10 protein-coding genes are annotated in these 12,399 nt (G+C 55.1%); 7 read left to right on the top strand and 3 right to left on the bottom strand.

Features of this window, described 5'->3' with window-relative positions:
- The first annotated feature begins 18 nt into the window (after positions 1-18).
- The 5 genes from ptsP to AC2FNE_RS02285 all read left to right on the top strand — a co-directional run bounded on the left by ptsP (position 19) and on the right by AC2FNE_RS02285 (position 7,584).
- Entirely contained in the window at positions 19-2,262 is a 2,244-nt protein-coding gene (gene ptsP / locus AC2FNE_RS02305; protein ID WP_170604743.1) for a phosphoenolpyruvate--protein phosphotransferase, read from the top strand.
- A gap of 181 nt (positions 2,263-2,443) precedes the next feature.
- Positions 2,444-3,889, top strand: coding sequence for a glucose-6-phosphate dehydrogenase (gene zwf, locus AC2FNE_RS02300; protein ID WP_170473554.1), 1,446 nt, complete (start codon positions 2,444-2,446; stop codon positions 3,887-3,889).
- Positions 3,890-3,891: 2 nt separating this feature from the next.
- Positions 3,892-5,697, top strand: a complete 1,806-nt coding sequence (edd, locus tag AC2FNE_RS02295; protein ID WP_496804699.1) for a phosphogluconate dehydratase — start codon at positions 3,892-3,894, stop codon at positions 5,695-5,697.
- 3 nt (positions 5,698-5,700) lie between these two features.
- Positions 5,701-6,336, top strand: coding sequence for a bifunctional 4-hydroxy-2-oxoglutarate aldolase/2-dehydro-3-deoxy-phosphogluconate aldolase (locus AC2FNE_RS02290; protein WP_496804698.1), 636 nt, complete (start codon positions 5,701-5,703; stop codon positions 6,334-6,336).
- A 51-nt stretch (positions 6,337-6,387) separates the two neighbouring features.
- Positions 6,388-7,584, top strand: a complete 1,197-nt coding sequence (locus AC2FNE_RS02285; RefSeq protein ID WP_496804697.1) for a pyridoxal-phosphate-dependent aminotransferase family protein — start codon at positions 6,388-6,390, stop codon at positions 7,582-7,584.
- Positions 7,585-7,625: 41 nt separating this feature from the next.
- Here AC2FNE_RS02285 and AC2FNE_RS02280 read toward each other — a convergent pair whose 3' ends face one another.
- Complete coding sequence (locus AC2FNE_RS02280; RefSeq protein ID WP_496804757.1) at positions 7,626-8,741, bottom strand: pyridoxal phosphate-dependent aminotransferase; 1,116 nt, start codon at positions 8,739-8,741, stop codon at positions 7,626-7,628.
- Positions 8,742-8,834: 93 nt separating this feature from the next.
- On the opposite strand from AC2FNE_RS02280, the gene AC2FNE_RS02275 reads away from it, so the two are divergent.
- The gene (locus AC2FNE_RS02275) at positions 8,835-9,905 is read left to right on the top strand and encodes an SMP-30/gluconolactonase/LRE family protein (protein WP_496804696.1); all 1,071 of its coding nucleotides are present in this window, start codon (positions 8,835-8,837) and stop codon (positions 9,903-9,905) included.
- A 65-nt stretch (positions 9,906-9,970) separates the two neighbouring features.
- Positions 9,971-10,753, top strand: coding sequence for a crotonase/enoyl-CoA hydratase family protein (locus AC2FNE_RS02270; RefSeq protein ID WP_496804695.1), 783 nt, complete (start codon positions 9,971-9,973; stop codon positions 10,751-10,753).
- On the opposite strand, the gene AC2FNE_RS02265 is transcribed toward AC2FNE_RS02270, so the two are convergent.
- Together AC2FNE_RS02265 and AC2FNE_RS02260 are read right to left on the bottom strand one after the other, a co-directional pair.
- Entirely contained in the window at positions 10,754-11,086 is a 333-nt protein-coding gene (locus AC2FNE_RS02265) for a DnaJ family domain-containing protein (protein WP_496804694.1), read from the bottom strand.
- Positions 11,087-11,125: 39 nt separating this feature from the next.
- Entirely contained in the window at positions 11,126-12,289 is a 1,164-nt protein-coding gene (locus AC2FNE_RS02260) for a benzoate/H(+) symporter BenE family transporter (RefSeq protein WP_496804693.1), read from the bottom strand.
- Between the last annotated feature and the right edge of the window lie 110 nt (positions 12,290-12,399).

The raw sequence follows: 12,399 nt of genomic DNA, 5'->3' as shown, positions 1-12,399 counted from the left end.
ACCATAGAGCAAAGAGCGATGGCGGACGGCACCGAAACTGAGTCCCGCAAGCTGCTGAGACGGCTGCGTGAAGAGATGGCAAGCGAAGCCGCCGGTCAGGAACGTCTTGACCGGATTACGCACCTAATTGCAGATAGCATTCGCAGCGAAGTTTGCTCGATTTATTTGTTTCGAGATCAAGACACGCTTGAGCTTTGCGCTACCGAAGGCTTGTCTCCTGAGGCGGTCCACAAAACACGCATGCGGATGGGCGAAGGCTTGGTTGGTCGCGTTGCCAAAAGCGGGAAGGTTGTAAACACAGCCAATGCGCCTTCGGCCAAGGGGTTCCGCTATATGCCGGAAACGGGCGAAGAGCGGTTCTCGTCGTTTCTTGGTGTTCCGGTGCAGCGTTTGGGGGAAACTCTGGGTGTGCTGGTCGTTCAGTCGCGTGAAGCACGGGAATTTACAGCTGACGAAGTGTATGCTCTGGAAGTGGTCGCAATGGTTCTGGCCGAGATGGCTGAGCTGGGCGCATTTGTCGGAGAAGGCGCGGCGCTTTCTCCTTTGCACCAACAATCGGTGCAACTCAGTGGCGGACCTGCTCAGGAGGGCTCGGCTGAGGGTCATGTGTGGCTCCACGAACCGCGCGTTGTAGTTACGAATCCAATCGCCGAAGATCCGCATAGAGAACGTGAGCGACTGAGCGATGCCGTTGAGGAATTGCGTGTGGGCGTCGATAAGATGCTGGAAATCTCGCAGGGCGGTGACAAAGAGCAGCTTCAGGTGCTCGAAGCCTATCGCATGTTCGCTAATTCCAAAGGCTGGATGCGCCGGATGGAAGAGGATATTGCGCTTGGCCTAAGCGCCGAGGCAGCGGTCGAGAAGGAACAATCTCAGGCTCGTGCCCGCATGGGGCAGGTCACAGATCCGTACTTAAGGGAACGGTTGGCAGATCTGGATGATCTCTCGAACCGATTGCTGAGAATTCTGACAGGGCAGGGCGGGACCAATGGCAAGGATCTTCCTCCCGATCCGATCCTGATTGCCCGCAATATCGGGCCCGGCGACCTTCTGGAGTATGGTCGGTCCTTGAAGGGGATTGTGCTGGAAGAAGGATCGGTTGGTAGCCATGCAACGATTGTTGCCCGGGCGCTGGCGATACCGTTGGTTGTTCATGTGGGGCGGATAACAACTGAAGCTTTGAACGGAGACCATATTCTGGTCGACGGCGATAACGGGGTTGTTCATCTGCGGCCGGAAGACACTGTTGTCACAGCCTTCCGGGACAAGGTCGCAATGCACGCCAAGGCGCAGGAACGCTATGCGTCGATCCGTGAAACGCCCACAGTAACTCAGGATGGTGCGCGCATTAGCCTTGTTATGAACGCGGGTTTGATGGCCGACTTGCCGTCGCTTGGGACGTCGGGCGCTGAAGGTGTTGGGCTTTTCCGGACCGAGTTGCAATTCCTGGTACGGAATCAAATGCCGAAACGATCCGAACTTGTAATGCAATATCAGAGAGTTCTGGATGCAGCTGGCGATAAACGAGTCGTTTTCCGTACTTTGGATATCGGGTCAGACAAGGTTCTGCCGTACATGAAGCATGTGGACGAACCGAATCCCGCGCTGGGCTGGCGTGCGATCCGTGTCGGATTGGACAAGCGCGGCGTGATGCGGATGCAATTGCAGGCCCTGTTGCGGGCAGCAAATGGTCGTCCATTGACAATCATGTTCCCGTTTGTTGCACAGGCCGATGAATTTCGCGAAGCGCGTTGGGAGGTCAATAAAACTATCGAGCGTGAGAAAAAATTGGGCCACGTGCTACCCGAAAAGCTGGAAGTCGGGGCAATGCTCGAGACACCTTCTCTTGGCTTTGCGCCACAGAAGTTTTTTGAAGAGGTGGACTTTATTTCAATCGGTGGAAACGACCTGAAACAGTTCTTCTTTGCAGCAGACCGCGAGAATGAGTTGGTGCGCCGTCGGTATGATACTCTGAATGTCAGTTTCCTCAGTTTCATCGAGCGTATTGTTGAACGGTGTGAAATTTCGAAAACACCTCTCAGTTTCTGTGGTGAAGATGCAGGCCGCCCGGTAGAGGCGTTGTGCCTTGCGGCTATGGGAATGCGCACTCTGTCCATGCGCCCGGCGTCGATTGGCCCGGTCAAAAGTCTGTTGCTGCGCTCAAATCTGCAGGATGTGCGCAAGATCATCGCTGATTCCCGCCACAGAGGTGAACAGTCCGTCCGCCCGGCTGTAATGGACTGGCTGCGCCATCAGGTCTAGGCTTGAAAATCGTGCATTTTCCCGATTTCCAGCTTGCTTTTTGCGTGCCACCTTTCTATTCATTCGGTGAATGTTAGCGATAACAATTGGCGGTGTAGATGCTAAAATGCACTCCATCCGGTTCATGCTTACGTAATATGTCGCGTTAAGCTGAATACACGAACTCGAAGAGGAGCCTGAAATGGTTTCACGCGTAATTCCAGTGGATCCGTTTGACCTGGTATTATTCGGCGCGACAGGTGATTTGGCGCAACGCAAAATCTTGCCGGGGCTTTACCATCGTTTCGAAGTCGGCCAGATGCCTGAGGACGCTCGAATAATCGGATCTGCGCGTTCCGATATGGACAGCGATGGTTTCCGGGAATTGGTGCGGAGGTCTATGCAAGATTTCGCCCCTGAATTCAAAAAAGAAACTTTGGATCAGTTTTTGAACCGCGTGGAATATGTTCCGGTAGACGCATTAGGTGAAGCTGGCTGGGCGGAGCTGACCAAAACCTTGCGTCCGAAAGTCGTGCGTGCATTTTACCTTTCAGTCGGGCCCAGCTTATTTTCGGGCATCGCCCAAAGTCTGAACGACCATGGCCTGGCCACTAAGGACAGCCGCATTGTGGTTGAAAAACCCTTTGGCCACGATCTGGCATCAGCTCAAGCGTTGAATCAGGGGCTGCGCGCTTGTTTCGAAGAACATCAGATTTATCGCATTGACCACTATCTGGGTAAGGAAACCGTCCAGAACCTAATGGCTTTGCGATTTGCAAACTCTCTGTTCGAGCCGCTTTGGAACGCGACCCACATAGACCATGTTCAAATCACAGTGGCAGAAACGGTCGGTGTCGAGGGGCGTGGGGCTTACTATGATCAGTCCGGTGCCATGCGTGACATGATTCAGAACCATTTAGTTCAGCTGCTCTGCCTTACCGCGATGGAACCTCCCTCTAAGTTTGCACCTAACTCCGTGCGCGATGAAAAGGTCAAAGTTATTGAGGCGCTGGAACCCGTCGCGCAAACCGATATCGCACGCGGTCAGTACCGCGCGGAAAAAGGTGAAGGCGGCTATGTCGATCACGTCGGCAATCCGTCCAGCCGTACCGAGAGCTTCATTGCGCTCAAAGTGCATGTTGGTAACTGGCGCTGGGCCGGGGTTCCTTTCTATTTAAGAACTGGCAAGCGATTGCGTGCTCGTGAGTCTGAGATTGCCGTGTTCTTTCGCGACCCGCCACATACGATTTTCCCGAATGTTGGTCCCTTGCAGGGCAACGTGCTTGTGATCCGCTTGCAACCAGACGAGGGCATCACCTTGCGCACTACAATCAAAGACCCCGGACCGGGAGGTTTCCGCCTTTCCGACGTAGCTCTGGACATGAGTTTCGCTGACGCCCTGGGTGACGAGGCCCGGGCGCCTGACGCCTATGAGAGGTTGGTGATGGACGTGATCCGCGGTGACCAGACATTGTTCATGCGTGGGGACGAGGCTGAGGCTGCATGGGCCTGGGTGGACCCGATCATTCGTGGGTGGGAAGAACGCGGCGATCGGCCTTCGCGTTATGATCAGGGAAGTTCCGGGCCAGAAGAGGCGTTGATGCTGATGCATCGGGACGGACGCCGCTGGCGTCAAATCGGAGGTTAGGAATGGTTCATTCAGTCATTGCCGATGTAACCCAACGGATCATCGATCGCAGCGCGCCATTGCGTGGTCCGCACCTGGAACGGATGGAGCAAGCGAAGTCCAAGGGCCCCGCCCGAGGACATTTGTCCTGCAGCGGTCAAGCTCACGCTTATGCCGGGGCCGGCGAAGATCAAAAAGCCATGGCAACGGGCACCGCGGGCAATCTGGGCATTGTAACCGCCTACAATGACATGCTTTCTGCGCATCAACCGTTCGAACGTTATCCTGAACTTATTCGCCAGGCTATCCGTGTTGCTGGTGGTACAGCGCAGGTGGCCGGTGGTGTCCCGGCGATGTGTGATGGCGTCACACAGGGCGAGGCAGGAATGGAATTATCCCTTTTTTCCCGCGATGTGATTGCTTTGGCGACAGGAGTTGCGCTCAGCCACAACACCTATGACGCTGCCGTTTTTCTGGGGGTGTGTGACAAGATTGTACCGGGACTGGTGATCGGTGCGCAGGCATTTGGCCATCTTCCTGCTGTATTTTTGCCTGCGGGTCCAATGACCAGCGGCTTACCGAATGATGAAAAAGCCAAGGTTCGCCAGAAATTCGCTGCAGGCGAAGTTGGCCGCGAAGAACTCATGAAGGCCGAAATGGCCGCCTATCACGGACCGGGTACTTGTACCTTCTACGGAACCGCCAACACCAACCAAATGCTGATGGAGTTCATGGGTCTGCACCTGCCAGGCTCGAGCTTTGTTAATCCTAACACACCCTTGCGTGACGCGTTGACCGAGGAAGGCGCCAGGCGTGCATTGTCTCTCAGCGCGCTGGGCAATCATTACACGCCTGTCTGTCAGATTCTCGATGAACGCGCTTTCGTGAATGGGATTGTTGGCTTAATGGCCACCGGAGGGTCAACGAACCTACTTATCCACTTGATTGCGATGGCGCGGGCAGGGGGTATCGTTCTGGATTGGCATGATTTTTCTGAAATTTCTGCCGTTGTACCATTGGTCGCGCGTGTTTATCCAAACGGGTTGGCCGATGTGAATCATTTCCACGCGGCAGGAGGTTTGGGTTTCACGATCGGCACCTTATTGGATGATGGCCTGTTGCACCCTGACACACTTACCGTGGCAGGGCAGGGTCTGCATCGTTATACGCAAGAACCCAAGCTGATCGACGGAGAGCTTGCTTGGCAAGACGGCGCGGGCCACAGTTTGAACGAAAAGATCGTCCGCCCGGCATCGGACCCGTTTCAACCCACCGGTGGTCTGTCACGATTGACCGGCAATCTCGGCACCGGCGTTATGAAAGTTTCGGCTGTTGCCCCTGAACATCAAGTTGTTGAGGCGCCCGTGCGTGTGTTTCATGATCAGGACGATGTCAAAGCCGCATTCAAAGCCGGAGAATTCACCGATGACGTCATTGTCGTTGTTCGCTTTCAGGGGCCAAAGGCAAATGGAATGCCCGAGCTGCACTCGTTAACGCCAATCCTTTCGATACTGCAGGGGCGTGGACAAAAGGTGGCTCTGGTCACCGATGGCCGCATGTCGGGGGCGTCCGGAAAGGTTCCAGCAGCGATCCATGTCTGCCCCGAAGCGCTGGATGGCGGAGCTATAGCTCGCCTATGCGACGGTGATGTTCTGCGCGTGGATGCCGTTAAGGGAGAGCTGGAGATTTTGACGCCCGGTGTTCTCGACCGCGCCTCGGCGACGGCTGACTTGTCGGCCAACCAACACGGGGTGGGTCGAGACCTTTTTGGAGCATTCCGTAACGCCGTCGGTTCTGCCGACGCCGGTGCCAGTATTTTTGGAGCCTGACAAATGACATCAAAGACAGATCGCACCCGCGAAATTTGCTCGCTTGCCCCGATCGTCCCGGTTTTGGTTGTCGAGGATGCTGCACAGGCCAGTCCGCTGGCCGAGGCATTGGTCGCTGGCGGGTTGCCGGCCCTTGAGGTTACTTTGCGCACCCCCGCAGCACTGGATGTAATCCGTGCGATGGCCCAAGTGCCAGGCGGTGTGGTAGGCGCCGGGACCCTGATTACCCCCGAAGATGTACGCAACGCTAAAGAGGCAGGGGCTCAGTTCGGTGTTTCGCCCGGCGCTACGGACGCGTTAATCGCTGCGTGTGAGGCAGAAGGCCTACCGCTGTTGCCCGGCGCAGCCACGTGCAGCGAGGCGATGCATCTTTTGGAGCAGGGATACGACATGCTTAAGTTTTTCCCGGCTGAAGCCTCCGGAGGGGTGCCCGCGCTGAAAGCCATCGGCGCGCCGTTACCACAAATTAGCTTTTGTCCCACCGGCGGCGTTTCCACTGCGAACGCAAAGGATTATTTATCCCTCCCCAATGTGGTTTGTGCCGGCGGTAGCTGGGTGGCGCCCAAACAGATGGTTATTGACGGCGATTGGTCTGGAATTGAGGCGCTTGCCCAAGAGGCATCAAAGCTGATGGATTGACGCCGCTTGAACCTTCGTTAGGGTTAGCGTCAATTCAAACAGGTTGATCCCATGAAAAATCCCATCTCTCTCGCGCAGGGACGCGAGTATTTGGCCATTCCCGGCCCCTCAGTCATGCCTGACGTTGTTTTGCAGGCCATGCACCGCGCGTCGCCTAACATTTATGAAGGCGAACTGATCGACATGATGCCTGATCTGACCCGTGATCTTTGCGGGGTTGCGCGCACTGACCACCAAGTCGCGATCTATATTGCCAACGGTCACGGTACATGGGAGGCAGCGCTTTCCAATGTTATAGCTCCGGGCGACATTGTACTGGCCCCGGCATCGGGATTATTTGCTCACGGATGGGCCGAAATGGCGGCGGGAATTGGGGCGCAAGTCAAACTCATCGACTTTGGCACGTCGTCACCTTGGGATTTTGACCAGATTGCAGAAACACTGCGTGAAGATTCTGCGCATGATATCAAGGCTGTATTGGCGGTGCATGTGGACACTTCCAGCTCGATCCGAAACGACATTCCCGCGTTGCGCGATTTATTGGACGAGTTGGATCACCCCGCCTTGTTGATGGCAGATTGCATAGCGTCATTATGCTGCGATCGGTTTGAAATGGATGCCTGGGGCGTCGACGTGATGGTGACTGCCTGTCAGAAGGGGCTGATGACACCTGCCGGGGTTGGTTTTGTTTTTTTCAACGACAAAGCGCAGGCTAGACGCGCACAGATGCCCCGTGTTTCGAAATACTGGGACTGGCAACCGCGCGCAAACCCTGATCAGTTTTATCAGTTTTTTAATGGAACGGCGCCGACGCAACACCTGTACGGTTTGCGTGCCGCTTTGGACTTGATACACGGCGAAGGGATAGAACACATTTGGGCTCGTCACCGGCAATTGGCAAAGGCTGTTTGGGCTGCGTGTGAACGTTGGTCCGAGGGTGGCGCACTTCAAATTAATGTTGATGAGCCGACGCATCGCAGCCACGCAGTAACTGCATTGCGCCTGACCGAAGGGCGAGGCACGGCATTGCGAAACTATTGCAAGGATCAATTAGGCCTGACCCTTGGCATTGGCCTTGGCATGGAGGACAAGGAGTCTTGCTTTCGTCTTGGACACATGGGTCATGTTAACGGTCAAATGATCCTGGCAATGCTTGCAAGTATCGAGACGGGCATGGCCGCGCTGGACATACCAAGAGGTTCGGGAGCTGTCGAAGCTGCTGCCTTGGTATTAGCGAAACAGAGTTAACGAGCGTTCGGGAAGTTGGCCGTGATCTAGTTTGGTCTGTTTCAAGTGTTCAGACCCGACGCTGCGGCAAGCGCCAGAGGCAAGGCTTTTGCAAATGCATCCATGTCCGACTGTTCACCGCAACTAACACGGATACAGCGGTTTTGTGGCGAGGCGAAAGGCATTCGGACGAAGGTTCCCTGTTTCACAAGCTCATCCAGAACTGTCTTGGCAAAGGCGCCATCACGCCCGCAATCGATGGCCACAAAATTTGTGGCCGAAGGCAATGGCTTCAGACCGTTGGAACGGGCTATTTTGTCTATCTGATCTCGCGCTCTTGCGATGTGACCTTGCACTTCAGTCAGCCAAGTTTGGTCCCGCAATGCCGCCAAAGCACCCACCTGAGCGACTCGGTTCATTCCAAAATGATTTCGAACTTTGTTGAAGGCTTCGATCAACTCCGGTGCGCCGATAGCATATCCAACCCGCGCGCCAGCCATGCCGTAGACCTTTGAAAAAGTACGCAACCGTATAACACGCGTATCGTCTTTTGCGATCTTTGCGGCAGTGCCCGGCGGCGCGCATTCTACATAGGCCTCATCCAATACCAACAGACAGCCGTCGGGTAACGCGTCCAATGCGGCCATGACGTCCGAACCGGAATGCCAGCTTCCCATAGGGTTGTCGGGGTTTGCTAGGTAAACCAGCTTGGCATCCACCTCTGACGCTTTGGCAAACAACTTGTTCGGGTCTTCGCGGTCATCTAAATAAGGCACTTTGTGGATGTCGCCACCGTACCCGGCAACGTGGTAGTTGAATGTCGGATAAGCACCGTCAGATGTAACAACCGTATCACCGGGAGCAATCATCAACCGCACCAGATAGCCCAGTAATCCATCGATGCCTTCACCCACAACGATGTTTTCGGGTTCCACTTCGTGAAATTCGGCCAGCGCATGGCGCAAATCATGATTTTCTGGATCGCCGTACATCCAAATATCGGCAGTTGCCTGCTGCATCGCTTGAACCGCCCGAGGCGAAGGGCCAAAAACGCTTTCGTTTGCGCCCAACCGCGCCACAAACGGGGCGCCTCGTCGACGTTCTTGTGCCTCTGGGCCAACGAATGGCACGGTTGCTGGAAGGGATTCGGCAAGAGATGTATAACGCGGATTGTTCATGCAGGCAGATAAACGCAAGGTAGCGTTCCCGGCAACCTTGCATGCTGCATTGACGAGCTACAATCTGTAAGCAACTTAGAAGGAGGGCCGTATGTGCGGATTGTATTCGGCTTATTGATAATCGGAGTAATGTATTTGTTCCTCTGGCCGGTTCCGGTGGCTCCCATCGCCTATGAATTTCCAGATCCACCCGGCTTTTCAGGTGATTATGCAGAAAACGCAGCATTGGATAAATTGGAACTGGTCAACTTGCCGCCAGGCGAAGTCGGCCCCGAAGATATAGCGGTTCTACCGGACGGCGCTGTCTATACCACCAGCCTTTCAGGGAACTTGTATCGGATTGACGGTAACTCTTTGGTAGAAATTGACAATCTGGGTGGGCGTCCCCTTGGTCTTCATGCTGGACCAGATGGAGCACTTTACATAGCTGACAGTTTTCGCGGTGTGATGCGATGGGACGGACCGGGCACATTGCGAAATGTCGTCTCCGAAATTGATGGGAACCCAGTAATATACGCAAACCAGTTGGCGGCGGCCAAGGATGGCACCATCTACTTTTCGAACTCATCTGACCGGTTCGACCCGGAAACCATGGGCGGCACGAAACAAACGTCAGTCCTGACGATATGGGAGCAATCCGAAAGCGGCTACGTAGCACGCCATGATCCCGGCGGGACCACTGTAAAAATTGCAGAAGGTTTCGTTTACACCAACGGCGTCGCCCTTTCCCCGGAAGAGGATTTCCTGTTGATTGCCGAAACGGGGAGAGCCCGGCTCCATAAACACTGGCTGAAAGGGCCCAAAGAGGGGACAACCGAGGTTTTGCTGGATAACCTTCCCGGCTATCCTGACAACATCGAGGCGCAGGGCGATGGTACCTATTGGATGGCCTTTGCCAGCCCCCGAGTACCGTCCGAGGTTCTGATGCCATATCCATTTTTGCGCAAAGTGGTTTGGAGATTGGGTCCAATGGTTCGACCCGCACCAATTCATCGCGGTATGTTGGTGCACTTTGACGGCGATGGTAAAATATTGCGAACCCTGCAGGACCCTGATGGACGGTTGGGTATCACCACAGGTGGCAAAATCGTCGGCGATCAGTTCTATGTCATGACACTGGACTCTCCGTGGTTCGGCCGGATGCCAGTATCGCAGATGCCCTGACGTCGCAGTGGAATCGCGCCGAACTTTCAGGGCAAGGTGCAAGAAATACGGTTTAGGAGTTTCTGATGGCGCGCGTTTCTGTTGAATACAAAGATCACATCGCGGTTGTAACGCTGACCCGCGGCGACAAGATGAATGCGCTGGATGATGCGATGATAAAAGCGATCTTGTCTGCAGGGCAGGAGGTTGCGGCCTCAGAGGCCCGAGCCGTTGTTTTGTCAGGTGAGGGCAAAAGCTTCTGCGCGGGGCTGGATATGGCCAGTTTCGCAAGCATGGCGCATACCGATCCCACCGAATGGCTGATGACGCGCAGTCATGGTGACACCAATGAGATGCAGGAACTTGCTATGGTTTGGCGCCGCGTACCTGTGCCGGTAATTTGTGCCATAAAGGGCGTGGCCTATGGCGGTGGGTTGCAGATCGCGCTTGGTGCAGATGTACGAATTGCCCACCCCGACGCCAAGTTGGCCTTGATGGAAATGAAATGGGGCATCATCCCTGATATGGGCGGCATGGTGTTGTTGCCCCAGCTTGTTCGATCTGACGTTTTACGACTGCTCACCTATACTGCGCGCCCAATAGGAGCGTCGCAGGCGGCAGAATGGGGGCTGATCACCAAGCTGTCAGATGATCCCATGACCGAAGCGCTTGCGTTGGCCGAAGACATTGCAGGTAAGAGCCCTTCTGCTATTCGGGCGGCTAAACGTTTAGTCGAGATTGCAGAAAGCAAATCCCGAGCTGAAGTTTTACTGGAGGAATCTGCGGAACAAGTTGAATTAATCGGAAAACCTGATCAAATCGAGGTCGTTTCAGCGCACATGCAAGGCCGCAAACCAGAGTTCAAATGACTATCGCAGAAATGCGCGTCTAGCGTCCCTGGCCATGTGATACCGCATCTCAAGATCAGCAATTTTCGCCATCGCGGTCTTTCGAGCATCTGGATCGGTTATTTTTGGGTAAACTTTTCGGGCAGCGTCCAATTCTTTTTTGATCTCGAATTCCTCGGGCAAAACACCGGCTTGCGCCATGATCCGATGGCCTGCGGCAATCGCGGGATCTGACAGCGCTTCGGGTGAGCGATCTGGTAAAGGCTTACCTTCGCCTTCCAGTCCCTTTAGCTGACCTTCGGCCTGTGCTTTCTTGATCTGGCGTTCCACCAGCTTTCCTAATGATCCAAGCATAATCAAATAATACCTGACAGTCGGTCAGGGTAAAAGCACTCAACGAACTCGGTTGGTCACAAGGTATGCGGCGCCACCTGCTAAAAGACCCACGACAGCAGCGCCAAGCCCGAAGACAGTGATACCCGACGCGGTAATCGCAAAAGTCAGAATAGCTGCTTCGCGCTCGGCGGGGACTTCAAGTGCCGCAAAGATCGAATTGGCCATTACGCCAATTAGCGCGACGCCTGTCAGGGTGCCCATCAGTAAGGGATCTGCGTGCGCCGCGAATCCAGTAATGGCAACCGCGAAGACACCAAATAGGCAATAAAAAACACCGGCCATAAACGCTGACCAATAGCGCTGGGTTGGATTTGGATGGCTATCCTCATTGGAACACATCGCAGCGGTTATAGCGGCCAGACAGGTGGCAGGGGCACCGAAAGGACCAGACAGAATGCTCGCGCCACCGACAGCCGAAAACAGTTTGCCCGGGTTGGGAGCATAGCCGAAGCTTCGCATTACCGCGATGCCAGGGATGTTTTGTGTGGCCATTGTGACGATAAACAGGGGAAGGCCTATCCCAATGGCGGAAGCTACCGAAAAGGTCGGCATCGTCCAAACGGGAACAGCCGCCAGCTGTTCGGGGCTGACTGAATTGTTCCCGGCGCTGAGGACCACGACGATTGCGGCCGCTATCACAGCTGACGGAACTGCAATTAACCTGTTGATCCGCCCGGCGACGAACCATGTTACGATGACGGGTAACGCCTGCCAGGGCATTTCGACTGCCGCTTTAAAGGGCACTATGCATAATGGCAGCAACACACCGCCCAACATTGCTTGCGCCAAAGTTGTCGGTATCGCTGCTGCCAAACGACCAAGTGGGCGCCATAATCCAGCGAGAAATGTCAGCGCACCTGCGCACAAAAATGCGCCGACCGCCCCCGAAAAGCCCGCGGCAGGCGTGGCGGAAACAGCCAGAAGAGCGGCCCCCGGCGTGGACCAAGCGACGCTAATCGGTTCTTTGCACCAAAGGCTGAGAATGATCGCCGTCAACCCCATCGCCACTGCTGCCATTGATAGGCCAGAGGCAGCTTGGGAAGGTGATGCGCCCATAGCGTCAAGACCTTGCAGAACAATCGGAAACGAGCTGAAGAAACCGACAACGGCCACCACCAGTCCGGTCGAAATGGTTTGTATCGGGGGAAGAGATAGCGCCATCTTGACCTCGGGAGTTGTCACTGGCTTGTGCTATCAATCGCAAGCAGGGGTGAACAGGGGTAAAAGATTGGTTGAAATGAAAGCCCCGCCGACGCTTGTCCGGCGGGGTT

It is taken from the genome of Ruegeria sp. YKSD179 (assembly GCF_059612885.1).
The sequence above is the reverse complement of the archived record's forward strand: the minus strand, read 5'-3'. Positions and strand labels throughout refer to the sequence as shown.

Bases quoted from the DNA above. Each gene is read 5' to 3' on its own strand.
- ptsP (WP_170604743.1), top strand. From the start codon at position 19: ATGGCGGACGGCACCGAAACTGAGTCCCGCAAGCTGCTGAGACGGCTG.
- zwf (WP_170473554.1), top strand. From the start codon at position 2,444: ATGGTTTCACGCGTAATTCCAGTGGATCCGTTTGACCTGGTATTATTC.
- edd (WP_496804699.1), top strand. From the start codon at position 3,892: ATGGTTCATTCAGTCATTGCCGATGTAACCCAACGGATCATCGATCGC.
- AC2FNE_RS02290 (WP_496804698.1), top strand. From the start codon at position 5,701: ATGACATCAAAGACAGATCGCACCCGCGAAATTTGCTCGCTTGCCCCG.
- AC2FNE_RS02285 (WP_496804697.1), top strand. From the start codon at position 6,388: ATGAAAAATCCCATCTCTCTCGCGCAGGGACGCGAGTATTTGGCCATT.
- AC2FNE_RS02280 (WP_496804757.1), bottom strand. From the start codon at position 8,741: ATGAACAATCCGCGTTATACATCTCTTGCCGAATCCCTTCCAGCAACC.
- AC2FNE_RS02270 (WP_496804695.1), top strand. From the start codon at position 9,971: ATGGCGCGCGTTTCTGTTGAATACAAAGATCACATCGCGGTTGTAACG.
- AC2FNE_RS02265 (WP_496804694.1), bottom strand. From the start codon at position 11,086: ATGCTTGGATCATTAGGAAAGCTGGTGGAACGCCAGATCAAGAAAGCA.
- AC2FNE_RS02260 (WP_496804693.1), bottom strand. From the start codon at position 12,289: ATGGCGCTATCTCTTCCCCCGATACAAACCATTTCGACCGGACTGGTG.